This is a genomic window from Polycyclovorans algicola TG408 (assembly GCF_000711245.1).
In the GTDB taxonomy this organism is placed as follows: Bacteria; Pseudomonadota; Gammaproteobacteria; order Nevskiales; family Nevskiaceae; genus Polycyclovorans; species Polycyclovorans algicola.
Genome location: NZ_JOMH01000001.1, coordinates 1848073 through 1871715, shown reverse-complemented (window position 1 = coordinate 1871715; position 23643 = coordinate 1848073). Strand labels below are relative to the sequence as shown.

The window sequence follows — 23643 nt, the reverse complement described above, 5'->3', positions numbered from 1 at the left end:
GATCGATCAAAAGCTTACGCGGGCTGCCAACGCAGATCGAGTTGTCGCGCGGCGCGCACGTCGTCGAGACGCCGCACCGGCTGGGTGTAGGGCGCTCCCTTGAGCTTGTCGATGTCGGCAATGGCTTCTTCACCAATGGCGGCCATGGCCTCGACAAAGGCGTCCAGCGTGGTCTTGTCTTCGGTCTCGGTGGGCTCGATCAGCAGACACTCGGGCACCAGCAGGGGGAAGTAGATCGTCGGCGCGTGCATCCCGTAGTCGAGCAACCGCTTGGCCACGTCGGTGGCGGTCAGGTTGACCGCCGTCTTCTGGCGCTTGAGCGTGATGATGAATTCATGCGTCGCACGGCGATTGGGGAACGCCAGGTCAAAGCCACGGTTCTTCAGGGCCACCATCAGGTAGTTGGCGTTAAGCGTGGCGAACTCGGCGACCCGGTGCATGCCGTCGCGTCCCAGCAGCCGCGCATAAATGTAGGCGCGCAGCAAGACGCCCGCGTTGCCCATCCACGCCGACAGACGGCCAATGGACTGAGGCAGGTCGCGCTCGTCCAGCCAGCGAAAGCGCTCATCGACCTTGCCCACCACCGGCACCGGCATGAACGGCAGCAGCCGCTTCGAGACGCCGACCGCCCCCGCGCCCGGCCCACCGCCACCATGCGGCGTCGAGAACGTCTTGTGAAGGTTCATGTGGATGACGTCAAAGCCCATGTCACCCGGACGAACCTTGCCCAGAATGGCGTTGAGGTTGGCGCCGTCGTAGTACAGCAGCCCGCCGGCCTGGTGAACGATGTCGGCAATCTCCTTGATGCGCCGCTCGAACACGCCAAAGGTGCTGGGGTTGGTGAGCATGATGCCGGCGGTCTGCGGTCCGACGGCGGCTTTCAGCGCCTCGACATCGACATCCCCGTCATCGTTGGTGGGAATTTCGCGGGCCACATAGCCCAGCATCGTCGCCGTGGCCGGGTTGGTGCCGTGGGCCGCGTCGGGCACCAGAATCTCGGTACGGCCGGTGTCACCGCGGGCCGCGTGATACGCACGAATCATCGCCACACCGGCAAATTCACCTTGCGCGCCCGCCATCGGCGTCAGGCTGACGCCGGCCATGCCGGTGACATCCTTAAGAATCTCCTGCAGGTCATGCATGCATGCCAGGAAACCCTGCGAGTGGGATTCCGGCGCCAGGGGATGCCGCCCGGCAAAGCCCGGCAACAACGCCAGGGTGTTGCAGGCGCGCGGGTTGTACTTCATCGTGCAGCTACCCAAGGGGTAGAAGTGCGTGTCGATCGAGAAGTTAAGCCGTGACAGCCGGGTGTAATGGCGCACCACCTGCAACTCGGACACCTCCGGCAGCAGCGGCTTGTCCTGCCGCAGCAGGGCGGCCGGAATCTCAAGACCCGACACCGCTTCACGCGGCATCTGCGCCGCCGCGGAACGGCCGGGGGAAGACTGCTCGAAAATCAGCGATTGAGACATGCGGACTCTAAAGTTTGGCGAAAAATTTGGGTCAGACCCCACGCGGAAAAACACAGAAAAATCGAACGTCAGGCGCCGGGAGAAACCCCGGGCTTTGCTGAACGCCAATCTTTGCGCCTTCCGCGTGATGCGCTGCCAAGAGGGTCAGCTCAGCCCAACGCCGCCAGTGCAGCGTCGTAGTTGGGCTCGTCGGCGATTTCGGTCACCAGTTCGGTGTGAAGCACTTTGTTGTCGGCATCGAGCACCACCACCGCGCGGGCGGTCAGGCCGGCAAACGGGCTGTTTTCAATCAGCACGCCATAGTCCTTGGCAAAGCCACGACCGCGCATCAGCGAGGCGTTGACCACATTCTTGAGGCCTTCGGCGCCGCAGAAGCGGCCCTGGGCAAACGGCAGGTCGGCCGAGATGCACAGCACCACGGTGTCGGCCAGCGCGCCCACCTTTTCGTTGAACTTGCGCACGCTGGTGGCGCAGGTCGGGGTGTCGACGCTGGGGAAGATGTTCAGCACTTTGCGCTTGCCCGCAAAGTCGTGAAGCGTGACGTCTTTCAGGTCACCGCCGACCAGCCGGAAGCCGGGGGCGTCGCTGCCAACGGCAGGGAGTTCGCCGTGGATCTGGATGGGGTTACCTTTGAGGGTGACAGTTGCCATGAATGATTCTCCTATCGGGTGGAAGCCATGGCCGCGCGCAACGCGTCGGCGTACTGGCCAATGTGTGAAGCGGATTTCGTTTCGGTGACACACAGCAGCAGAGCGTGCCCCAATTCAGGGTAATCGTCTGCCAGATCGAAGCCGCCGAGAATGCCCTGCGCGGCGAGTTGCGTCAGCAGCGGGGCGACCGGGCGGTCGAAAACCAGCACGGCCTCGTGGAAACGGGCGCCGTCGAAGGCAACCCGCACGCCCGGAATCGCCGACAGCTGCTCAACCAGGGCACGCGTGTTGCGATGGCTGGCGGCGGCGACGCGGGCAAGCCCTTCCGGGCCGACCAGGCTCATGAAAATGGTCGCGGCGGTGACCAGCAAACCCTGATTGGTGCAGATATTGGACTTGGCCTTGGCACGGCGGATGTGCTGCTCGCGGGCCTGCAGGGTGAGGGTGAAGCCGGGCTTGCCCTCGAGGTCAACGGTTCGGCCAACGATGCGGCCGGGCATTTCGCGCACCAGGGCCTGTCGAGACGTCAGGAATCCGAAGTACGGCCCGCCAGACGACAGCGGCGCGCCCAGCGGCTGACCTTCGCCGCAAACGATGTCTGCACCCGTTTCACCCCACTGGCCCGGCGGTTTGAGCAACGCCAGTGACGTCGGGTTGACCACCGCCACCACCAAGGCACCGCGCGCATGTGCCCAGTCGGTGAGCGCGTCGACGTCTTCGAGTTGGCCGAAAAAATTGGGCTGCTGAATCACCACGGCGGTGGGCGCGGCGTCAGCGTGCGCGTCCAGCCCCGAAAGGTCGGTGATACCGGTGCGCGAATCAAACGCCAGCGGCACCTGAACGATGGCCTGGGCGCCGGTGGTGGCGAGCACCACGTCGCGGTAACGTGGGTGCACGGTGGTCGGCATCAGCACCTGACCGCTGGCGTTCTTGCGGTTGGCGCGCAAGGCCATCAGCAGCGCTTCGCCCAGCCCACTGGCACCGTCGTACAGCGAGGCGTTACTGACCTCCATGCCGGTCAGCCCGCAAATCATCGTCTGGTATTCGTAAAGCAGTTGCAGCGTGCCTTGACTGGCTTCGGCCTGGTAGGGCGTGTAGGCCGAGTAGAACTCGCCGCGGGTGGTGATCTCCCAGACGGCGGCCGGGATGTGGTGCTCGTAAGCGCCGGCACCGATGAAATTAAGCGCCCCGGCGTCCTGCGCCGCGCGGGCGTGCATGAGCTGGGCGACACCCATCTCGGGCAGCGCCTCGGGCACCAGCGTCAATCCGTGGACGCGCAGGGCGGCGGGAATCTCATCGAAGAGCGCTTCGACAGACGGCGCGCCGATCACGGCAAGCATGTCGCGGACGTCAGTTTCAGTGTGGGGAATGAAGGGCATTGAGCTCGGGCGTCGGGTGTCGGGTGAAAGGGGGTGTCAGTCGACCTACTGGTCGGCCAATACCTTGGCGTAGCCGGCGGCATCGAGCAGGCCCGCCACTTCGTCGACGTTCGCCGGCTGCATTTTCCACAGCCAAGCCTCGCCATAAGGGTCGCTGTTGAGCATTTCCGGCGCATCGGTGAGCGCTGGATTGGCAGCGGTCACGGTGCCGGCCACCGGGGCGTAAACGTCGCTGGCCGCCTTCACGGATTCGACCACGGCGCAACTGTCACCGGCCTTGAGCACTCGCCCGGCTTCTGGCGCTTCAACAAACACCAGATCGCCCAGTGCCGCCTGGGCGTGGTCGGTGATGCCGATGGTCAGGCTGCCGTCGGACTCAACGCGGACCCACTCGTGCGATGCGACATATTTCAAATTTTCGGGGATCTGGCTCATGGTGACGCTCCGGGAATCGGGGAATTTGGGGCTTGCTGTCGGGTTGAAGCCCGACCTACAGGCCGAACACGAAAAATATTCATCACACCAGCGCTTTGCCGTTGCGAACAAATGGCGGCTTGACCACCCGAGCGGGTAACCACTGGCCGCGGATTTCGACCTCGCAGGCGCCTTCGCTGCCGGCGGCCACACGGGCCAGCGCGATTGACTGTTTCAGGCTGGGTGCAAACCCGCCGCTGGTGGTCTCGCCGCGTACACCGTTGGCAAAGCGCACCGGCATGTGGGCGCGCAACACGCCGCGGCCTTCCAGCAGCAGACCGATGAATTGGTCATGCGCAGTGCCTTTGACGCGTTGCAGCGCGGCGCGGCCGATAAAATCGCGGTCGTCCGGCTGCCAGCCAATGGTCCAGCCCAGCCCCGATTCAAGCGGGTGGCGGGTTTCATCCATGTCCTGGCCGTAGAGGTTCATCCCGGCTTCGAGCCGCAGCGTGTCGCGGGCACCCAGACCGCAGGGCGCAACCCCGGCCGCTTCCAGTCCGCGCCACAGGGCCACCAGGTCATCGTGCGGCAGGATCAACTCAAAGCCATCCTCGCCGGTGTAGCCGGTGGCGCCCACGAACACGCGGTCGTCCCACGCGGCATGAAACGGCTTGAGTGCAGCGGCGGGCTCGCGCAAGGCCTGCGGCAGCAGCGGCAATGTCTTGGCACGGGCATTCGGGCCCTGTACGGCAAGGATGCCCAGATCATCACGATGACGAACCGTCACAGCGTGGCCTTCGGCCTGCGCGCGCAGCCAGGCAAGATCCTTGTCGGTGGTGCCGGCGTTGACCACCAGGCGATAAGCCTGATCGCTGGTGCGGTAGACGATCAGGTCGTCAAGGATGCCGGCGTCCTCACGCAGCATCGTCGAATACAGTGCCCGTCCAACGGTGGCCAGCTTGGCGACGTCGTTGGCGAGCAGCTTACGTAGGAGGCCGGTGGCGCCCGGCCCTTCGACGTCGACCGCGCTCATGTGGGCGACATCGAACATGCCCGCGTCGCGACGCACGGCGTGGTGCTCGTCGAGCTGCGAGGCGTACTGGATGGGCATGTCCCAGCCGGCGAAATCGACCAGGCGCGCATCAAGGCGCTGGTGTTCGGCGTGCAGGGCGGTGGTTCTCAGCATGTGGCGGCGTCCTCAAGAAAATGAATCGCCGCCCCTCTGTCCTTGGTACCTGAGCGTTGTCGCGCCTTCGGTGACCCGCCAAATGACGGGTGCTCTCCAGAGTTTTGCTGCCGTACGCCACTACGTTTACCTGAGCGATTCCGGGCGGTTTGCGCCTTCGGTGCACCCATTCAAGGGTGTCTCTCGCAGCGTACTTCACATCATTATTCCAGCTTGCCATGCCATCCATGGCGAAACGTCAGCCAACTTTTATCCACCCCGGCCCGGACGTCCTTGTCCGGGCGTTCGAAGCCGCGCGAAGCGGTGCTTCGCAAGCGCGGCGTCTCACCCTGAGCGATTCCGGGCGGTTTGCGCCTTCGGTGCACCCATTCAAGGGTGTCTCTCGCAGCGTACTTCACATCATTATTCCAGCTTGCCATGCCATCCATGGCGAAACGTCAGCCAACTTTTATCCACCCCGGCCCGGACGTCCTTGTCCGGGCGTTCGAAGCCGCGCGAAGCGGTGCTTCGCAAGCGCGGCGTCTCACCCTGAGCGATTCCGGGCGGTTTGCGCCTTCGGTGCCCCCATTCAAGGGCGTCTCTCGCAGCGTACGTTGCTGATTTCAACGGTGCCGATGTTAACCGACTGGGGGCTGCAGACGATAGTCGTCAAGATTCGGCACCCGGGTCCTGCGCCGAAATTCACGCATCGTGCCCACCCAATTGTTGGTGTTGCGCCCCTCTGCGGTCTTGTACCAACTCTGACAGTCGCCGGCATAGGTGGTCTGCTCACTGCGGGTCTGAATCTCGGCGTTGTAACGCGCCTGCGTCTCGGGCCGCACCTCGATGGACGCGCAGCCCTGCTGCGTCCGCGCCTGCAGCAGTTGCACGATGTATTGCTGTTGGGCTTCGAGCATGAAAAGGATCGAGCCCGAGCCGACATTGGTGTTCGGCCCATAGAGCATGAAGAAATTGGGGAAGCCCGTTACGGACATGCCCAGATAGGCCTCGGCACCCTGCTGCCATCCGCCGCGCAGGTCTTGCCCGTCGCGACCGGTGACCGCCATCGGCGCCAAGAAATCGGTCGCGGCGAAGCCGGTCCCGTAGATCAGTGCATCGACTTCGCGCAGCGCGCCATCCTCGGTGCGCACGCCGGCCTCGGTGACATCGCGGATACCGTCGGTCACCACCTCGACGTTGTCGCGGGTCAGCGCTGGCAGCCAGCGGGAGGTGAGCAAAATGCGCTTGCACCCCACCGGAAAATCCGGCGTCAGCTTGGCGCGTAGCACCGGGTCGGCGACCTGCTGCCGCAGGTTGCGCAGGCACAGGCGACGGACCATCGCCTCGCCGGCACCGCCACTGTTGTAGGCGGTCGCCAGCAGTTCGGCGATATTGAAGATTCGCGCGCGATCCAGCGCTTCCAGCGCAGGGACTGCCTTGAACAGCGTGCGGGCGGCAGGCGAGTACGGCGCGTTCGCGCCGGGTGACATCCACTCCACCGGCAACACCCACCCCGGCGAGCGTTGAAACACGTGGACCTGGGCCGCCTTCGGGGCGATTTCGGGGACAAACTGCACGGCGCTGGCGCCGGTCCCGATCACGGCGATTCGTTTGCCGCCGAGGTCCAGGCCCTCAGGCCATTGCGCGGAATGGAACGCCTGACCCCCGAACCGCTCGGCACCCGGAATTTTCGGTGCCGACGGCCGGTGCAACTGCCCCACGGCGCTGACCACGATGTCGGCTTCGAACGCATCGCCAGCGGCGAACTGCAAGGTCCACACCGAACGCGCGGCGTCGAACCGCGCGGCCGTGAGCGCCTGGCCGAAGCGAATGTGGCGAAGCAAATCGTGGCGCTGGGCGCAGTGCTGCTGGTACGCCAGAATTTCAGGCTGCCGGGCAAACCGGTGCGTCCACGGATAGCCCGTTTCAAACGAGAACGAGTAAAGGTGCGACGGCACGTCGCAGGCCGCGCCGGGGTAAACGTTGTCTCGCCAGACGCCGCCAAGCTGCGCCTTCTTTTCAAACAGTGTGACGTCGTCAAAGCCCGCCTGCTTGAGGTAATGGGCCATGCCCAGACCGCCGAAACCTGCGCCAATGATCGCCACGCGGGTTCGCGTGACAGGACTGTTTCGAGAGGGGGCAGGACGCATCATGAGAGGCTATTAACCGATTGGATAATTGATGATCAGCAAAAGGCGCAGCACACACTGCATCAGGCGTCAGGTGCCGACAGCTTGGCTTCGGCCCAAAGCGCGGTGATGCGCTTGGGCAGGTCGATACGTGCCTCGCGCACCGCCACCTGCAGCGCATTGGCAAAAGCCACCTCATCGGCACTGCCGTGCGACTTGATGACCACGCCGCGCAGCCCCAGCAAGCTGGCACCGTTGTGCATGCGGGGGTCGATACGCTGGACAAATCGCGCCAGGATCGGCTTGACCAGCAGCGCACCGAGCTTGGTGAAGGTGTTGCGCAAAAAAGCTTCTTTCATCAACGCGGTGATCAGTTTGGCCACGCCCTCGCCGGTTTTCAGCGCCACGTTGCCGACAAACCCGTCGGCGACGACGACATCGACGTCCGCGTGAAAAATGCCGTCGCCCTCGACATAGCCGACGTAGTTGATGGGCATCGCCTGCAACTGCTGGGCTGCAGCGCGAATCACGTCGTTGCCCTTGATCTCTTCGGAGCCGATGTTGAGCAGCGCCACTCGCGGCTGCGTGATGCCCTCAAGGGCACTGACCATGGCCGCGCCCATCACCGCGAACTGGACCAGTTGCTCGGCCGTGCATTCGGCATTGGCGCCGAGATCAAGCAGGTGCACGTGTCCTGTCGACCGCATGGAGGGCAGCGCGGTGACGATGGCCGGGCGGTCAATTTTCGGCAGGGTTTTCAGGACGAATTTGGCCGTGGCCATCAGCGCGCCGGTATTGCCGGCCGAGACCATCGCCTGGGCCTGACCTGATTTGACCAGGTCCAGCGCCACCCGCATTGATGAATCCTTCTTCAGTCGCAGGGCCTTGGACGGCAATTCGTCCATGCCCACCACCTCGGAGGCTGCGTGCAGGCTGATGCGCTCACGCAGCGTGGCAGGCACGCGGACCAGCAGCGGCTCGATCACCTCGGGGTTGCCGACCAGCACCATGTGCACGTCGGCGTCGGCCTGCAACGCCAGCGCGACGGCCGGAATGGTGGCGGATACGCCCACATCACCGCCCATCACATCAACTGCGATGCGCAGCATCACGTCGGCGCTACGCAGCGCGCGTCAGGCACGCGACAAACGACATCAAGCGTCTTCGGCGGTGTCCGGCGTCGCGGTGTCAATCACCTTGCGGCCACGGTAATAACCTTCGGCCGTCACGTGATGACGCAGATGGGTTTCACCCGACGTGGGGTCGATCGACAGTGCCGGCGCGGTCAGCGCGTCATGCGAACGACGATGGCCGCGCTTGGAGCGCGTTTTACGATTCTGGGGGACTGCCATGATGAACTCCGCAGGCGATGAACGCCGAAAAAACCCGAATGAATTGCAATTCTACTGCTTACCGAGACGCAGCCCCGCAAACGGCTTGTGCGTGGGCCCGCCCGGTGGGGTGATCAGCGGCTCGGCGGCGATTTTCTTCTCGCATGCCGGGCAGCGTGCAACCACCGGTAAATCCAAAATCACTTCCTGCTCCAGCGCCTCGTCAACGGCCAACTGGTCATCGATCACCCAAACCGGCTCGGCGCTGGCCAATGCGGCCTGCTCGGCCTCGTCGGAGTCGACCAGGGTCCACTGCGTCGAGATGTTCACCTCGCGCACAAACCCCTGCTCGCAGGGCACACATTGCAACTGCAACGCGCCGCGAATCTCACAGCGCACCTGGCGCCGCCGTCCGTCACGGCCAAACACCAGTCGCGCCTCGCAGGGCGTGGTCCAGCCGATGCCATCCGCCGCCAGCCGCGTGAACCGCTCCGCAACCACGGGCCCGGCATATTCCGCCGTCCGTTGGACTGCGCTCGACACACCGATCACAGGGGGCAGCGACATCAGATGACCCCCGTGGGACCCTTAAAAATGGCCGCGCATAATAGGGACCGCCCGCCCCCAAGTCAAAGCAATCGGATGCCGCCTTCGCCCGCCCTGTGTCTCGCCTCGACTTCCGCCTATCGCGCCGAACTACTGGGTCGACTGCGGATCACCTTCAGTACTGCAGCGCCCAATGTCGACGAGGCGCCCATGGCAGGCGAACCGCCGCAAACCCTCGCCGCCCGCCTGGCGCTGGCCAAAGCGACCGCCGTCGCACAAGCCCGACCCGGCGTCTGGGTGTTGGGCTCGGATCAGACCGCCTCGGTCGGCGACCGGCGGCTGGAAAAGCCCGGCACCCTGCCACGTGCCCGCGCTCAATTACGGGCGATGTCGGGTCGGCAAATCCAGTTCCACACCGCTTATGCCCTGTGCCGTGATGATGAACTGCTGCACGGTGCCGACTGCACCACAGTTCATCTGCGGCCCCTGGACGCCGCTGAGATTGATCGTTACCTGACGCTGGAGCCGGCGCTCGACTGTGCCGGCAGTTTCAAATGCGAGGGCCTTGGCGTCACCCTGTTCAAAGCCGTTGAAACGCACGACCCCACGGCACTGATCGGTCTGCCGCTGATCGGCGTCGCTGCACTGCTGCGACAGGCGGGCTTCAACCTGCCGTGAGCCATCCTGGCAGGGCGGCCACGTCCGGCAGGAGTGCGCGCGCTCCAGCCGCAAGCAGGCGTTCCGGCGGGTGCACGCCGCAGGTGACTCCCACCGCATCCATACCCACGGCAGCGGCCATGGCAAGGTCAAACTCGGTGTCACCGACCATCAAGGCCGCCGACGCGGGCACCTCAAAATGCGCCAACAACTCCTCCAGCATGAGTGGATGCGGCTTGTTGGCCGTTTCATCGGCGGTGCGCGTCGCCGCCATCAGCTGCCCCAAGTCGCGGTGATGCACCAGGGATCGCTGCAGGCCCACCCGTGATTTGCCGGTGGCGATGGCCAGCGTGTGGCCAGCCGATGCCAGGGTTTGCAGGGCCGGGAGTGCGCCAGCAAACAGCGGCGGCTCGCCCTCTTCGCCCATCTGCGCGAGCCACTGGCGGCGGTAGCCCTGAATCAGCCGGATCAGCGCCGCCGTGTTGTGATCGGGATAGACCTGCCCCAGACCATCCTCAAAGCTCAGGCCAATCATCTGCCGAAAGTCATCGTCGGCGCGCGGCGGCAGGTCCAGCGCGGCCACAGCACGTTGCATCGAGGAAACGATCTGGGCGGCGGAGTCGCTCAGGGTCCCGTCCCAGTCAAAAATGATCAGACGGTATTTAAGGCCGTCCATGGCGCGACCTCGTCACTCGATTGACCCCCAGCCCGGCCATCCCTGCCCGGGCGCTCGCCGAGCAAAGGTCCACCGGACCTTTGCTTTTTCCGGCTCGCCCGTCCCAGTCAAAAGTGATCAGACGGTATTTATGGCCGTCCATGGCGCACCCTCATCGACGCTTGCGGGTCGCGACCGCCGTGGGCAGGCCATTCACGGCGTCGCGCAACTCGATGGGCAGTGGCGCGGTGATCAGCAGCTTCTCGAAATCGCCCTCCGCCGGCAGTTGCAGCAGGTGCGAGTGCAAGAACATGCGCTTCAAACCGCGTTCGCGGAACGGCTTGTTGACCTCGCGCTCACCATATTTGTCGTCACCGACCACCGGATAGCCCAGCGCCGCAGCATGCACGCGAATCTGGTGGGTGCGGCCAGAGAAAATCTGCACCTCCATCAACGTCGCGTCGCGAAACCACTGGCGGGGCGAGAACCGTGAGTGCGAAGGCTTGCCGTCATCGTCATCATCGGCCACCCGAACCAGGCGCTCGCCCGCTGACACCGCATCACGCAGCAGCGCGGCGTTGACGTCGCGGTCTTCGCCCTTCCAGCGACCGACCAGCAAGGCGAAGTACTTCTTGATGGTGGTGCCATTTTTGAACGCCCGCTGGGCACGCAGCAGCGCCTCGCGATTTTTGGCCAGCAGCAGAACACCGCTGGTGTCACGGTCAAGGCGGTGGACCAGTTCGATCCACGGGTGGGTGCCCCAGGCACGCGCCACTTCGATGACGCCAAAGTCGACACCGCTGCCGGCATGCGAGGCCAGCCCCGCCGGCTTGCTCACCGCAAGGTAATGGGCATCTTCGTGAATGATGGCTTCGCGCAGGCGCCGGGTCATCGAATCGGGCGGCCGTTTGGTCTCGCCAGCCTCGGCCATGCGCACTGGGGGAATCCGCACCTCCTCGCCCACTACCAGCTTGCGCTCGGCCTTGGCGCGCCCGCCATCCACCCGCACCTGACCGGACCGCAGCAGGCGATAGACGTGGGATTTTGGGACGCCGGGCAGTTGCTTCAGCAAGAAATTGTCGATGCGCTGTCCATCTTCATTCGTGCTGACACGAACCTTGCGCACTTCACTACGATTCTGTGTCAAACTCAAACGTCCGGTTAGTGTGCGAAAAAAAGGCCAAGCCCTTGATTTGCAAGTAACCGGCGCCAGGCCAGCGAAGTCGGTTGCTCTTGCGAAGCGCTTAAGGCGCCGCAAGCCTAGCAGAAGCAAACCGTCCCGCCCGGCCAACCATACGGTCTCGCGCACCTCGCGGACCACCGAAAGAATGTCGCTGCGCCGCCGCCTCCCGGGCGATGCCAAAAGGGCTTAACGAAAACAACCTTATGACCCCTAAACACACCCCCTGAGCCGCGGCGGTGCGCCTCCTACCGAGCCGCACCACTATGAAACGCATTTTAATCAATGCCACCCAACGAGAAGAACTCCGGGTCGCCATTGTTGATGGACAGAAACTTCAAGATCTCGACATCGAGACCGCCAGTCGAGAACAGAAAAAAGGGAACATTTACAAAGGCCGAATCACCCGCGTCGAACCATCACTCGAAGCCTGCTTCGTTGAATACGGCGGTGAGCGCCATGGCTTCCTGCCGCTGAAGGAAGTCGCACCCGGCTTTTACAACGGCGACAAATCCAAGCTCCGTGAGGGGCTGGAAGTCATCGTTCAGGTCGAGAAAGAAGAACGCGGCAACAAGGGCGCTGCGCTGACCACCTATGTCAGCCTGGCCGGCCGTTATCTCGTGCTGATGCCCAACAACCCCAAGGCGGGCGGCGTGTCGCGTCGCGCCGAAGGTGACGAGCGCGAAGAGGCCAAGGCGGCCCTCGATGCCCTTAACCTGCCCGACGGCATGGGGCTCATCATCCGGTCCAACGGCATCGGGCGCAGCGTTGAAGAGTTGCAGTGGGACCTCGATCACCGCGTGGCCTACTGGAACGCCATCACCGAGGCGGCCGCCAAGAAAAACGCGCCATTCCTGATCTTCCAGGAAAACAACATTCTGCTGCGCGCGCTGCGCGACTATCTGCGCGCCGATATCAATGAAGTGGTCATTGATAACGAGGAGATCTTCAATGCGGCCAGCGAGCAGATGCAGTTCTCGATGCCGGCCGACCTGAACAAGCTCAAGCTTTATTCAGAAGAGATGCCGCTGTTCTCGCGCTACCAGATCGAAAGCCAGATCGAATCGGCCCACGAACGCGAAGTGCGCCTGCCCTCGGGCGGCTCGATTGTCATCGACCGCACCGAAGCGCTGACGGCGATCGACATCAACTCCGCTCGCGCCACCGGCGGTGGCAACATCGAAGAAACCGCGCTCAACACCAACCTCGAAGCGGCCGAAGAGATCGCCCGCCAGATGCGCCTGCGCGACCTTGGCGGCTTGGTCGTGATCGATTTCATCGACATGAACAGCAGCAAGAACCAGCGCGACGTCGAAAAACGCCTCGAACAATCCACCGAGGCCGACCGCGCGCGCATCCAGTTAGGTCGCATCTCGCGCTTCGGACTGCTGGAACTGTCACGCCAGCGCCTGCGCCCCAGCCTTGGCGAGCATGCCCAGCACGCCTGCCCGCGCTGTGAAGGTCGTGGCCAGATTCGCAGCATTGAATCGACCGGTCTGTCGGTGCTGCGCCTGATCGAAGAAGAAGCGATGAAGGACCGCACCGCGCGGGTCATCGTGCAGCTGCCGGTCGATGCCGGCACCTTCCTGCTCAACGAAAAGCGTGCGGTCATTCGCGAGATCGAAGCGCGCAATCGCGTCCAGATCACGGTGGTGCCCAACGCCACGCTGCAAACGCCCCACTTTGAAATCAAGCGGGTCCGCGGCGACCACCTCAACCTCGAAGACAACGCCTCGATCAGCTACTTTCTGGCACGTAATTTCGACACCACCAAAGACGCCTCCGAGGCACAGGCGCCCGTCCGTCCGGCACCCCGCCCGGCGGTCGCACAAATCGCACCGACCGCCCCGCCGCCGCCGGCCGTTGCAGCCGCTGAAGCCCTGCAGCCGGTGGCCAAGGTTGCCGACACCGCGGTGGCCTCTGCAACGCTTGGCAGCCTGATCATGCAGTTCCTCCGCTGGCTGGGTTTTGGCGCCAAGGCCACACCGGCGCCGGTGGAGGCCGTCGCCCCGAAGCCCGCGCAGCGGAGCGCGCGCGGCAATAGCAACAGCAATAGCAATGACGACGACCGAGGCAATCGCCGGCGTGAGCGCGGTGGCCGTAACAACAACCGGCGCGGTGGCCGAACAGGTGAGAGCCGCCCGGACGATCGTGCTGACACCCGCGGCCGGCATGACCCCCAGCCGGCGCGCACCGCCGCGGCGGCAGAAGCGGCGAGCGCATCATCCGATCGCAACAAGAACAACGACCGTGAAGAAGCCGCGAATCCGGCTGCAAGTGACCGCAGTGAGGGTCGTAGCGGGCGTCGCCGCAGCCGTGGCGGTCGTGGACGCAGCCGGTCGTCAGGCAATGCCCAGGACGGCAACGACAACACCTCAGCAGCGCTGACCACCGGCGCCGCGTCGGTCGCCGTCAGTGCCGACCGACTCGACGCGGCAGATCAACCCGACACGCTGGTGATGAAGCCGGCCGATGGCGGCGCCGAGATGCCCGCGCCCACGCCAGTGCCGCAAGGCCATGCCGAGCCGGCCGCCGCTCAGACCGCGACCACCGTCGACGACAACAACTCCGATGATGACGTGACCGACGACGACGCGGGCGCGCCCAAGGGCCCGAGGAACCGCCGTAACCGTCGGGGTCGCGGCCGGGGTCGTGGCAAGGCTGCAGGCACCGCGACGGACGACGCCAGCAGCGACGAAGGCAGCCCGAATGCGCCGATGTCAGCGGAAGCCGACGACGAAGCGCCAAAAACGACTTCCGCCGCAGCCACCGCCACGACCGAGGACGCCCAATCCCTGACGTCTGAGGCAACGACCCTGGCGCCCGTGGAGGCAACCATGGTCGCCGCTCCGGAAGCGGCAAAGAAAGTCGATGCCGACTTGCCGCCGGCTGCAAACGCCTCAATCGAGCCGACAACGACGCCCGACCCGGCCGTCGTCGACACGCCTCCGACCGAACCGGTGCTCGCCGACAGTGCCGAAACCACTGCCGTCAAAGCGCCGTCTGCAACGCCACTCGAAGAGGCCGCTCAGACCCGCGCGCCTGCACCGACGGCAGCGCATGCCGACGAAGCGGCACTTGAGCCCGACGTGGCGCCGCACGCTGCGGCGCCCCAGCCAGAACCGGATAACGTGTCAGCGGCGACCGCACCCGAGCCAGAAGCGGAAGCGGAAGCGGAAGCGGAAGCGGAGGTTGTGCCGGAAGCCGAAACCTCGCCCGACTCTGTACCGGTGCTCGGTGAAGAGGCCCCGGTCCAGGTCCCGACCCCTCGCGCCACGGCGCCGGCGTCGGACTACATCAAGCGTTTCAGCCCGCCGGCAACCGACTCGGCTGATAGCGCCAAGGAGCAGGCTTCCGCCATACGCAACCCGCCCTGAGGCTGACGGCAAGGCGCCCGTTCAGCGTCGGTGACGACCACGACTGCAACTTTCATGAGGCAGGGCGCTCTATGCCCTGCCTTTTTTTCTATGCCCTGCCTTTTTTATTGACTCGGTCATCGATTGCCCATGAGCAACGTCCCCTCGGTTTGGCCCCGTCGCCTCGGCATCGCCGTCATCCTGTCGGGCGCGGCGTGGCTGGCCTTCAGCGCGCTGCGGGGTGAACCCGATCCCGGACCGCGCTTTACCACCGCAACCCTTGACCGTGGTGATCTGGCCCTGACGGTGGCCGCCACCGGCACGCTGTCGGCGCTGGTGACGGTCGAAATCGGCAGTCAGGTCAGCGGGCGCATCGCGTCGTTGCACGCCGACTACAACAGCGAGGTCAAACAGGGCGATCTGATTGCCCGCATCGACCCGTCGCTGTTCGAGGCCGCGGTGCAGCGCGCACGCGCCAATCTTGCCGTTGCCGAGGCCAATGTCGAGCGGGCCGAGATTCAGCTTGCCGAGGCCGAGCGTCTGGAACGCCGCATCACCGAACTCACGCAACGCAAGCTGGTGTCGCAAAGCGAACTCGACACCGCCAAGGCCCAGGTGGCCACCACCCGCGCCGATCTGCGCTCGTCCAAGGCGAGCGTGCAGCAGACGCGCGCCTCGCTGGTCGAAGCCGAGGCCAATCTGCGGTTCACCAACATCGTCTCGCCGACCGACGGCATCGTCATCTCGCGGGCGGTCAATGTCGGGCAGACCGTGGCGGCTTCATTGCAGGCCCCGGTGCTGTTCACGCTCGCCCAGGACCTGCGCGACATGCAAGTGGTGGCGGCCATTTCCGAAGCCGACATCGGCCAGCTCAAGGAAGGCCAGAGCGTCAGCTTTACGGTGGACGCCTTCCCCGACCAACCCTTCGAGGGCACCCTGCGGCAGATTCGCAACGCGGCCAACGTGCTGCAGAACGTGGTCACCTTCGATGCGGTGATCGACGTCGACAACCCCGAACTCCAGCTACGCCCCGGCATGACGGCCAACGTCAGCATCCTGGTGGCCGAGAAACGAGACGCGGTCCGCATCCCCAACGCTGCGCTGCGGTTCCGCCCACCCGACAGCACCCCGCCGGCCCGCAAGCCCGGTAGCGGCGTGATTTGGACGCTGTCACCCGGTGGCGCGCCCGAGGCCCGTCAAGTCAGCATCGGCCTCAGCGACGGCCAGTACACCGAGTGGCGCGACGACGATGCCGCGCCCGGTCTGAGTGTGCTGATCGGTCGCAGCGACGATGCCGAAGCCGACGGTCCGTCGCGTCGCTTCCGGATGTTCTGATGACCGGCGCCGCGCTGCTGTCACTGCAAGGCGTCACCCGCGTCTACGCCATGGGGGGCACCCCGCTGAGGGCTCTCAACGGCGTGGACCTTGAGGTCAAGACCGGCGAGTGCATCGCGATCATGGGCAGCTCCGGCTCGGGCAAGTCGACGTTGATGAACATCCTCGGCTGTCTCGACCGCCCCACTGAGGGCGCCTACCGGCTGCAAGGCCAGGACGTGGCCGGTCTCAACCGACGCGAGCTTGCCGACATCCGCAATCGCTTCATCGGCTTCGTGTTCCAGAGCTTCAACCTGCTGGCCCGCACCTCGGCACTCGAGAACGTCGAGCTGCCCTTGCTCTACGCCAATGTCAGTGCCCGCGAGCGGCACGCCCGTGCCCGCGCCGCGTTGGAGCGTGTCGGTCTGGGGGAGCGCCTCGACCATCACCCCAGCCAATTGTCGGGCGGCCAGCAACAGCGCGTCGCCATTGCGCGCGCGCTGGTCACCGAGGCACCGCTGTTGCTGGCTGACGAACCGACCGGCAACCTCGACTCGGCCACCAGCAACGACATCATGCGACTGTTGCAGCAGCTCAACGGTGAGGGGATGACCGTGGTGCTGGTCACCCACGAGTCCGACATCGCCGCGCACGCCGACCGCGTCATCAATCTGCGCGACGGCCACATCGAACACGATCGCCAGCAGACGGCGGTGCGCGCATGAATCCGCTGCTGACCGTTCGGATTGCACTGCGCGCCCTGCTGCGCAACCGCCTGCGCGCGTTTCTCACCGCACTGGGCATCATCATTGGCGTCGCCGCGGTCATCGCCATGGTGTCGCTGGGCGAAGGCGCCAAGCAACGGGTGGAAGACACCTTCGCGTCGATGGGTACGCACATGCTGATCGTGACCTCGGGCTCGTCACGTTCCGGCGGCGCGCGCGGCGGCGCGGGCAGCCAACCCACACTCACCTGGCAAGACCTCGACGCCATTGCCGCGCTGCCCACCGTGCGCCACGCCGCGCCGCAGATTCGCACGACGGCCGATGTGATCAGCGAAGCCGCCAACTGGACCACCAACGTCCATGGCATCACGCCCGACTACCTGCCGATCCGCAACTGGGCTGTGGCCTGGGGGCGCGCCATCACCGACGCCGACGTCAACAACAACGCACGCGTTGCCCTGCTGGGGCAAACCGTGGTGACCGAATTGTTCGGCAAGGATGCCGACCCGGTCGGCCAGTTGGTTCGCATTCGCCAGGCGCCGTTCGAGGTGATCGGCGTGCTCGACGCCAAGGGCCAGAGCGGCTGGGGCGGCGACAACGACGACACGGTGTTTGTCCCGGTGAGCGCCTACCTGACCCGCGTCGAGCGCAACCTGTCGACCTTCGTCCCCGGCCAAATCGTGCTCAGCGCGATGTCGGAACAGGACACCGCACGTGCCGAGAGCGCCATCACTGATCTTTTGCGCGACCGCCACCGTATCGCACGCGGCACGCCCGATGACTTCACCATTCGCAACCTCGGTGAAATCGCCACCGCCAGCGCCGACAGCACCCGCACCCTGACCGCGCTGCTGGCATCGATTGCCCTGGTGTCGCTGGCGGTCGGTGGCATCGGCATCATGAACATCATGCTGGTGTCGGTGACCGAGCGGACCCGCGAAATCGGCATCCGCATGGCCGTTGGCGCGCGGCCCAATGACGTGCTCGCGCAGTTTCTCGTCGAATCGCTGGTGCTGGCCGTGGCCGGCGGCCTGCTCGGCGTCGCCTTGGGGGTCGGTGTTGCCGAGTTGCTGGCGCGCAAGCTGGAATGGCTGCTCATCATTCGCGGCGACGTGGTGCTGCTGTCGGTGGGCGTCAGCGGTGCCGTGGGCATCATTTTCGGGCTGTATCCGGCGCTCAAGGCCTCGCGGCTCGACCCCATCCAGGCGCTGCGCTACGAGTAGCGCAGCGGCATTTGAGCCGGCAGAACCTCTGCTAGAGTGCCTTTGGCGCACCCTGCGCTGCCATTCTCACTGTCATGCGATGTAGTGCCTGTGTTGCCCCGTTTGCGCGCCGGTTCTCCGCCTTGCGATTGCTGCCCCAGGTCGCGGCATCATGATTTTTGAATGGATGAACGACCCCGCCGCCTGGGCCGGGCTGGCCACGTTGATTGTGCTGGAGATCGTTCTCGGCATCGACAATCTCGTGTTCATCGCGATTCTGGCCGACAAGCTGCCGGAACATCAGCGCGACAGGGCCCGCGTCATTGGCCTGTCACTGGCGCTGTTCATGCGTCTCGGCCTGCTCGCCTCGGTGGCGTGGATTGTCACCCTGACGGCGCCGCTGTTCAGCCTGTTCGACCATGACTTTTCCGGGCGTGACCTGATTCTGCTGTTCGGCGGCTTCTTCCTCGTCTTCAAGGGGACGATGGAGTTGCACGAGCGCCTCGAAGGACCCAAGCACCACGGCGCCGGCTCGGTGGTGCACGCGGTGTTCTGGCAAGTGCTGGTGCAGATTCTCGTGCTCGACGCGGTGTTCTCGCTCGACAGCGTCATCACCGCCGTCGGCATGGTCGATCACCTGTCAATCATGATGATTGCGGTGATTGTTGCGGTCGGCGTGATGTTGCTGGCCTCCAAACCGCTGACCCGCTTTGTCGGCAAGCACCCGACCGTGGTCGTGCTGTGTCTCGGCTTCTTGCTGATGATCGGCCTGTCGCTGATTGCCGAAGGCTTCGGCCTGCACATGCCCAAAGGCTATCTCTACGCCGCCATCGGCTTCTCGATATTGGTGGAAGGCTTCAACCAAATGCTCCGCAGCAAGAGCCGCCGCGTCGCCACCACCGGCGACCTGCGCGATCGCGCCGCCGATGCCGTGCTGGCGTTGCTGGGCGGCAAGCGCGAGGTAATGGACCTCGGCCACGCCGCCGAGGCGCTGGCCGAGCGCAGCGCCAGTGGCAAGCTGTTCGCCCCGGCCGAAGCCGACATGATCCAGGGCGTGCTCACCCTGGCCGAGCGTCCGGCGCGATCCGTCATGACCCCGCGCACCGAAATCGACTGGCTGGACCTGGATGATGATGCCGAAACCCTGCGCCAGCACATTCTGGAACTGGGCTGCTCACGCTTCCCCATCGCGCGCGGCAGCCTCGACCAGTTCATCGGCGTGGCCATGGCCAAGGACCTGCTGCACGACCTGATCGAGGCCGGCGAAATCAACCTGGAACGCTCGCTGCGCCAGCCGCTGCTCGTCAACGAACGCATGAACGTGCTGCGCCTGATGGAGCAACTGCGGCAGGCGCCGGTGCAGATGGCGATGGTGCTCGACGAGTACGGCGCGGTCGAGGGTTTGATCACGCCCATCGACATCCTTGAGGCCATTGCCGGAGAGTTTTCAGGCCCTGACGATGGCCCGCTGCCGGTCATCGAACAACCCGACGGTGGCTGGGTCGCCAGCGGCTGGATCGACATCCGTCGCCTGTCGCACCGCATCGGTTACGACCTGGTGGATGACGCCGATCGCTACTCGACCCTGGCGGGTTTTTTGCTCTGGCAACTCGGCACCATGCCCACAGTGGGCGCACGCGTGACCCAGGGCACGCTGCAATTCGAGATCACCTCGCTGGACGGCCGCAGCATCGATCAGGTGCGTATCACCCAGGTCGGCTCATGACAGCCGGTTGATGACCGCCTCAAGGTCGGCCTGGGTGTCGACGCCGTGCGGCGGCGGGGTCTCCAGCAAGCCGACGTGGATGCGCAACCCGTGGGTCAGCGCGCGCAGTTGCTCCAGCGCCTCGCAGGCTTCGAGCGGTGCAGGCGGCAAGGCGCTGAAGGCTTTCAAGGCAGCGACACGATAGGCGTACAGCCCGATGTGGCGCAGCGCCGACGGCGCGCCGGGTGGCTGACCGCCGCCGTCGCGCCAGTACGGAATGGCGGCGCGTGAGAAGTACAGCGCATGGCCGCGCGCGTCGCGCACCACCTTGACGACGTTAGGGTTGGCAAAGTCGTCCGCCGCCGTGAGCGGATGGGCAAAGGTGGCGATATCGGCCGTGCGGTCAGCGGCCAGCAGCGCCGCCGCCGCGTCCAGCAAGGCGGGCGGCATCAGCGGCTCGTCGCCCTGAAGGTTGACGATCAGCACGTCATCGGCCCAGCCGCGCTGCACGGCCACATCGGCCAACCGGTCGGTGCCGGATTGATGCGCAGCACGGGTCATCACCACCGTCGCGCCAAAGCCCTGCGCGGCGCTCGCCACGCGCGCATCGTCGGTGGCGATGAGGATTTCGTCGGCGCCACTGGCGCAGGCAGCGCGCCAGACGTGCTCGATCATCGGCTTGCCCAGGATCGGCAGCAGCACCTTGCCGGGCAGACGCGCGCTGTTCAGCCGCGCCGGGATGACCACCTTGAACGCAACACTCACCGCAACTGTTCCAGCTCGGCATCGCTGAGCGGGCGCGCGGCCTCTTCGAGCATCATCGGTACCCCGTCGCGCACCGGGTACGCCAACCGCGAGGCGCGGCACCACAGCTCGCTGACATCAGGCTTCCAGACCAGCGGCGCCTTGGTCACCGGGCAGACCAACAGGGCGAGAATACGGGGGTCAGGTGCGGTCATGGGACACAATTCCTTCAAGTAATGAAAGCAGTTCGGGCGCGTGCAGATCAATCGCCACCGGCACGACCAGTGCGGCGTCGGGTGCCAGGCCACGGGCCTTCACGGCGTCTTTTTCGGTCATCAGAATGGGCGCATCGGTCAACGCGGCAAAGTCGGCCGCGGTATAGGCGTGATGGTCGGCAAAACCCTGCGGCTGCACCTGCAAGCCCGCCGCCGTCAGCAGGTCGAAAAAGCGCTGCGGGTGGCCAATGCCCGCCACCGCGTGCACCCGCTGCCCGGCCAAAGACGCGAGGCTGCCTGCATCTTGGCCATCACCAAGGCGTTGCAGCGGCGCGACCTGCAAGCCGAAGCGCGCCCACGGCACCAGCTTCGCGCTGCAAGGCGGTGTCCAGGTTCCGCCGTTGACCAAAATGAAGTCCACCGCCGCCAGCCGCGCGGGCGGCTCGCGCAGCGGTCCGGCGGGCAGGCAGGCGCCGTTGCCCAGGCCGCGCACGCCATCGACCACGCAGATCTCCAGGGTCCGGCCCAGGCGGTAATGCTGAAGGCCATCGTCGGCGACGATCACGTCGACATCGGTCTGCGCCCGCAGCAGGCGCGCCGCCGCAACCCGGTCACGGCCAATCACCACCGGCACGCCACTGCGGGCGGCGATGAGACAGGGCTCGTCCCCCACTTCGTCGGGGCGGTGCTGCGGCAAGACCTGCACCGGGGTTTGACCCAGCCGCCCGCCGTAACCACGGCTGACCACGCCGGGGCGCATTCCCATGGCGGCGAGTTGTTGCACCAGCCAGATCACCACCGGCGTCTTGCCGGTGCCGCCGACGCTGATGTTGCCGACGATGATCACCGGCACGCCCACCGTTTGCGGCTGGATCGCGCGCCGTCGACGCGCCGCGACGGCGCTGTACAGCGCGGCCAGCGGGGTCAGCAGCGGCGACGGCGCTTCGCCATACCAGCACCGCTCAAGCCGCGTCGACATCGTCGGTCTTGAACTGCATCTGGTGCAGCGCTGCATACACGCCGTTCCTGGCGAGCAATTCGGGATGGGTGCCGACTTCCACGACCCGCCCGTCCTGCATCACCACAATGCGATCAGCGCTCTGGATGGTCGACAAACGATGGGCAATCACCAAGGTTGTGCGTCCGGTGACCAAGCGGTCCAGCGCGGCCTGCACCAGCCGCTCGGACTCGGTGTCCAGCGCCGAGGTGGCTTCGTCAAGAATCAGCAGCGGCGCGTCCTTGAGCAGCGCCCGGGCAATGGCCAGCCGCTGCCGCTGGCCGCCCGAAAGTTGCAGGCCGTTCGGACCGATGAGGGTGTCCAGCCCCTGCGGCAGGGCGGCGATGAAGTCCCAGGCATTGGCATCGCGCGCGGCCTGTTCGATGGCGGCGGCGTCGGGGCGTGGCTGCTGGCCATAGGCAATGTTGTCGGCGACGCTGGCGTTGAAAAGCCGCACATGCTGATCAACCAGCGCAATCTGGCTGCGCAGCGCATTGACGGTGTAATCGCGCAGGTCGTGGCCGTCGAGGGTGATGCGCCCGTCGCTGGGATCGTAGAAGCGCGGCATCAATGCCAACAGCGTCGACTTGCCGCTGCCCGAGCGGCCGACAAAGGCCACCGTTTCGCCGGGCTGGATGTGCAGACTCACGCCATGCAGCACCGGCTCAAGCTCGGGTCGGTAGCGAAATTTCACGTCGTCGAACACCACCTCACCCCGGGCACGGTCAAGGGTGCGTGTGCCGCCCTGCGGCTCCTGGGCGACGTTGAGCGTGCGAAACAGTTCGGTGCCCGCGGCAATGCCGCGCTGCAGGCGCTCATTGAGGTTGCCCATGCTTTTGATCGGCTGCAGCAGCGACATCATCGCCAGCATGAACGCGGCGAAGGTGCCCGCGGTCATGGTCTCGATCATGCCTGGCGTGGTGGCGAAATAAATGATGGCCGCCACCGCCCAGGATGCGACGAACTGGATCGTCGCCGAGCTGCCCGCCTGGGTGGCCGACACCTTCATCATCAACTGCCGGTTGCGGTTGTTGAGCGCCTCGAATTCCTGACTTTCATGGGCTTGCGCGTTGGCCAGCTTGATCAGACGCTGACCCGACACCGACTCTTCAGCCGCATCGGTGACATCGCTGACGCTCTGCTGCACGTGACCGCTGATCTTGCGAAAACGCTTACTCACGTAGCGCACCACCAGGGCGATGAACGGCATCACCGCAAACGCGAACAGCGTCAACTGCCAGTTGAGCCACAGCATCACCGCCAGCAGCGCAACCACGGTCAAGCCCTGCTTGAGCACCGTGGTCAAAACCCCGGTGACCGCGTCGGCCACCTGTTCGACGTGGTAGGTCAGTCGCGAGATCACCTGACCCGGCGTGGTGACGTCAAAGTAGCTCACCGGCAGCCGCAGCAGATGGCCATAAAGCTGGCCGCGCAAGGCCATGATGATGCGGCGCGCCACCCACGCCATGCCATAAGTGGAGGCAAATGCCGAGATGCCGCGAACAAAAAACAGCGCGATGATCATCACCGGCATCCAGCGGATAAAGGCTTCGTCCTTGGCGACAAAGGCCTCGTCCAGCAGGGGCTTGACCAAGGCCGCAAAGCTGGCGTCCACCACCGCGAAGACGGCGGTGAACAACACCGCCACGATCAGCACCCGCCAGTGCACCAGCGAGTAGCCCAGCAGGCGTCGATAGACCGACCAGGGGCGCAGGTCGTCGGCAGCGGGAGAGAGCAGTTTGCGGGCCATCAGCAGGTCGGTTTCATCGGGCGGCAATGGTAGCATCGGCCCCAAATCAGACCCCGA

The 23643-nt window shown here is 65.2% G+C and carries 21 protein-coding genes and 4 riboswitches; of the genes, 6 read left to right on the top strand and 15 right to left on the bottom strand.

Annotated features, from left to right (window positions below; all coding sequences use genetic code 11):
- Positions 1 to 14: 14 nt before the first annotated feature.
- From gcvPB to U741_RS18355, 9 genes are all read right to left on the bottom strand, one after another.
- The gene (gcvPB, locus tag U741_RS0108945) at positions 15 to 1472 is read right to left on the bottom strand and encodes an aminomethyl-transferring glycine dehydrogenase subunit GcvPB (protein WP_029890136.1); all 1458 of its coding nucleotides are present in this window, start codon (positions 1470 to 1472) and stop codon (positions 15 to 17) included.
- Between the two features lie 149 nt (positions 1473 to 1621).
- A complete protein-coding gene (gene tpx / locus U741_RS0108940) occupies positions 1622 to 2122 on the bottom strand; it encodes a thiol peroxidase (RefSeq protein WP_029890135.1) in 501 nt (166 codons plus the stop codon).
- 11 nt (positions 2123 to 2133) lie between these two features.
- Positions 2134 to 3501: an aminomethyl-transferring glycine dehydrogenase subunit GcvPA gene (gene gcvPA / locus U741_RS0108935; protein ID WP_029890134.1), complete on the bottom strand. Its 1368-nt coding sequence runs from the start codon at positions 3499 to 3501 to the stop codon at positions 2134 to 2136.
- Between the two features lie 45 nt (positions 3502 to 3546).
- On the bottom strand, positions 3547 to 3936 hold the full coding sequence (gene gcvH / locus U741_RS0108930; RefSeq protein ID WP_029890133.1) for a glycine cleavage system protein GcvH: 390 nt from the start codon (positions 3934 to 3936) through the stop codon (positions 3547 to 3549).
- 82 nt (positions 3937 to 4018) lie between these two features.
- Positions 4019 to 5101 (bottom strand): glycine cleavage system aminomethyltransferase GcvT, encoded by a 1083-nt coding sequence (gcvT, locus tag U741_RS0108925; RefSeq protein ID WP_029890132.1) that lies wholly within the window; start codon positions 5099 to 5101, stop codon positions 4019 to 4021.
- A 26-nt stretch (positions 5102 to 5127) separates the two neighbouring features.
- Positions 5128 to 5211: riboswitch (glycine riboswitch) on the bottom strand.
- A 2-nt stretch (positions 5212 to 5213) separates the two neighbouring features.
- Positions 5214 to 5299: riboswitch (glycine riboswitch) on the bottom strand.
- 112 nt (positions 5300 to 5411) lie between these two features.
- Positions 5412 to 5496: riboswitch (glycine riboswitch) on the bottom strand.
- Between the two features lie 114 nt (positions 5497 to 5610).
- Positions 5611 to 5695: riboswitch (glycine riboswitch) on the bottom strand.
- Positions 5696 to 5718: 23 nt separating this feature from the next.
- The gene (locus tag U741_RS0108920; protein WP_200872703.1) at positions 5719 to 7185 is read right to left on the bottom strand and encodes a flavin-containing monooxygenase; all 1467 of its coding nucleotides are present in this window, start codon (positions 7183 to 7185) and stop codon (positions 5719 to 5721) included.
- A 107-nt stretch (positions 7186 to 7292) separates the two neighbouring features.
- The gene (gene plsX / locus U741_RS0108915; RefSeq protein WP_052378652.1) at positions 7293 to 8318 is read right to left on the bottom strand and encodes a phosphate acyltransferase PlsX; all 1026 of its coding nucleotides are present in this window, start codon (positions 8316 to 8318) and stop codon (positions 7293 to 7295) included.
- A gap of 45 nt (positions 8319 to 8363) precedes the next feature.
- Complete coding sequence (rpmF, locus tag U741_RS0108910; protein WP_029890129.1) at positions 8364 to 8561, bottom strand: 50S ribosomal protein L32; 198 nt, start codon at positions 8559 to 8561, stop codon at positions 8364 to 8366.
- A gap of 51 nt (positions 8562 to 8612) precedes the next feature.
- Positions 8613 to 9107, bottom strand: coding sequence for a YceD family protein (locus U741_RS18355; protein WP_029890128.1), 495 nt, complete (start codon positions 9105 to 9107; stop codon positions 8613 to 8615).
- 75 nt (positions 9108 to 9182) lie between these two features.
- Between U741_RS18355 and U741_RS0108900 the strand changes: the two genes are divergently transcribed.
- Complete coding sequence (locus tag U741_RS0108900; RefSeq protein ID WP_029890127.1) at positions 9183 to 9764, top strand: Maf family protein; 582 nt, start codon at positions 9183 to 9185, stop codon at positions 9762 to 9764.
- Here U741_RS0108900 and U741_RS0108895 read toward each other — a convergent pair.
- On the bottom strand, positions 9751 to 10419 hold the full coding sequence (locus U741_RS0108895) for an HAD family hydrolase (RefSeq protein WP_029890126.1): 669 nt from the start codon (positions 10417 to 10419) through the stop codon (positions 9751 to 9753). The two genes, U741_RS0108900 and U741_RS0108895, sit on opposite strands and share 14 nt — an antisense overlap.
- A gap of 151 nt (positions 10420 to 10570) precedes the next feature.
- On the bottom strand, positions 10571 to 11524 hold the full coding sequence (locus tag U741_RS0108890; RefSeq protein WP_043110244.1) for an RluA family pseudouridine synthase: 954 nt from the start codon (positions 11522 to 11524) through the stop codon (positions 10571 to 10573).
- A 320-nt stretch (positions 11525 to 11844) separates the two neighbouring features.
- Between U741_RS0108890 and U741_RS0108885 the strand changes: the two genes are divergently transcribed.
- From U741_RS0108885 to U741_RS0108865, 5 genes are all read left to right on the top strand, one after another.
- Positions 11845 to 14955: an Rne/Rng family ribonuclease gene (locus U741_RS0108885; RefSeq protein ID WP_029890124.1), complete on the top strand. Its 3111-nt coding sequence runs from the start codon at positions 11845 to 11847 to the stop codon at positions 14953 to 14955.
- Positions 14956 to 15084: 129 nt separating this feature from the next.
- Entirely contained in the window at positions 15085 to 16269 is a 1185-nt protein-coding gene (locus U741_RS0108880; RefSeq protein ID WP_043110243.1) for an efflux RND transporter periplasmic adaptor subunit, read from the top strand.
- Entirely contained in the window at positions 16269 to 16973 is a 705-nt protein-coding gene (locus U741_RS0108875; protein WP_029890122.1) for an ABC transporter ATP-binding protein, read from the top strand. Before U741_RS0108880 ends, U741_RS0108875 begins: the two co-directional genes overlap by 1 nt.
- On the top strand, positions 16970 to 18196 hold the full coding sequence (locus U741_RS0108870; protein WP_029890121.1) for an ABC transporter permease: 1227 nt from the start codon (positions 16970 to 16972) through the stop codon (positions 18194 to 18196). The genes U741_RS0108875 and U741_RS0108870 overlap by 4 nt, the downstream gene beginning before the upstream one ends.
- A gap of 151 nt (positions 18197 to 18347) precedes the next feature.
- A complete protein-coding gene (locus U741_RS0108865) occupies positions 18348 to 19901 on the top strand; it encodes a TerC family protein (RefSeq protein ID WP_029890120.1) in 1554 nt (517 codons plus the stop codon).
- On the opposite strand, the gene kdsB is transcribed toward U741_RS0108865, so the two are convergent.
- From kdsB to msbA, 4 genes are read right to left on the bottom strand one after another with little or no spacing between them, the layout of a single operon-like run.
- Entirely contained in the window at positions 19896 to 20645 is a 750-nt protein-coding gene (kdsB, locus tag U741_RS0108860; protein WP_029890119.1) for a 3-deoxy-manno-octulosonate cytidylyltransferase, read from the bottom strand. The genes U741_RS0108865 and kdsB overlap by 6 nt on opposite strands.
- On the bottom strand, positions 20642 to 20839 hold the full coding sequence (locus tag U741_RS0108855; RefSeq protein ID WP_029890118.1) for a Trm112 family protein: 198 nt from the start codon (positions 20837 to 20839) through the stop codon (positions 20642 to 20644). The genes kdsB and U741_RS0108855 overlap by 4 nt, the downstream gene beginning before the upstream one ends.
- Complete coding sequence (gene lpxK, locus U741_RS0108850; protein WP_043110242.1) at positions 20826 to 21818, bottom strand: tetraacyldisaccharide 4'-kinase; 993 nt, start codon at positions 21816 to 21818, stop codon at positions 20826 to 20828. Before lpxK ends, U741_RS0108855 begins: the two co-directional genes overlap by 14 nt.
- The gene (msbA, locus tag U741_RS0108845) at positions 21802 to 23586 is read right to left on the bottom strand and encodes a lipid A export permease/ATP-binding protein MsbA (protein WP_052379001.1); all 1785 of its coding nucleotides are present in this window, start codon (positions 23584 to 23586) and stop codon (positions 21802 to 21804) included. The genes lpxK and msbA overlap by 17 nt, the downstream gene beginning before the upstream one ends.
- Positions 23587 to 23643 lie beyond the last annotated feature (57 nt).

Coding starts and splice junctions, on each gene's coding strand:
- gcvH (WP_029890133.1), bottom strand. CDS start 3,936: ATGAGCCAGATCCCCGAAAATTTGAAATATGTCGCATCGCACGAGTGG.
- plsX (WP_052378652.1), bottom strand. CDS start 8,318: ATGCTGCGCATCGCAGTTGATGTGATGGGCGGTGATGTGGGCGTATCC.
- lpxK (WP_043110242.1), bottom strand. CDS start 21,818: ATGTCGACGCGGCTTGAGCGGTGCTGGTATGGCGAAGCGCCGTCGCCG.
- U741_RS0108880 (WP_043110243.1), top strand. CDS start 15,085: ATGAGCAACGTCCCCTCGGTTTGGCCCCGTCGCCTCGGCATCGCCGTC.
- rpmF (WP_029890129.1), bottom strand. CDS start 8,561: ATGGCAGTCCCCCAGAATCGTAAAACGCGCTCCAAGCGCGGCCATCGT.
- gcvT (WP_029890132.1), bottom strand. CDS start 5,101: ATGCTGAGAACCACCGCCCTGCACGCCGAACACCAGCGCCTTGATGCG.
- U741_RS0108870 (WP_029890121.1), top strand. CDS start 16,970: ATGAATCCGCTGCTGACCGTTCGGATTGCACTGCGCGCCCTGCTGCGC.
- tpx (WP_029890135.1), bottom strand. CDS start 2,122: ATGGCAACTGTCACCCTCAAAGGTAACCCCATCCAGATCCACGGCGAA.
- U741_RS0108875 (WP_029890122.1), top strand. CDS start 16,269: ATGACCGGCGCCGCGCTGCTGTCACTGCAAGGCGTCACCCGCGTCTAC.
- U741_RS0108885 (WP_029890124.1), top strand. CDS start 11,845: ATGAAACGCATTTTAATCAATGCCACCCAACGAGAAGAACTCCGGGTC.
- gcvPA (WP_029890134.1), bottom strand. CDS start 3,501: ATGCCCTTCATTCCCCACACTGAAACTGACGTCCGCGACATGCTTGCC.
- msbA (WP_052379001.1), bottom strand. CDS start 23,586: ATGGCCCGCAAACTGCTCTCTCCCGCTGCCGACGACCTGCGCCCCTGG.
- U741_RS0108865 (WP_029890120.1), top strand. CDS start 18,348: ATGATTTTTGAATGGATGAACGACCCCGCCGCCTGGGCCGGGCTGGCC.
- U741_RS18355 (WP_029890128.1), bottom strand. CDS start 9,107: ATGTCGCTGCCCCCTGTGATCGGTGTGTCGAGCGCAGTCCAACGGACG.
- U741_RS0108895 (WP_029890126.1), bottom strand. CDS start 10,419: ATGGACGGCCTTAAATACCGTCTGATCATTTTTGACTGGGACGGGACC.
- U741_RS0108855 (WP_029890118.1), bottom strand. CDS start 20,839: ATGACCGCACCTGACCCCCGTATTCTCGCCCTGTTGGTCTGCCCGGTG.
- gcvPB (WP_029890136.1), bottom strand. CDS start 1,472: ATGTCTCAATCGCTGATTTTCGAGCAGTCTTCCCCCGGCCGTTCCGCG.
- U741_RS0108900 (WP_029890127.1), top strand. CDS start 9,183: ATGCCGCCTTCGCCCGCCCTGTGTCTCGCCTCGACTTCCGCCTATCGC.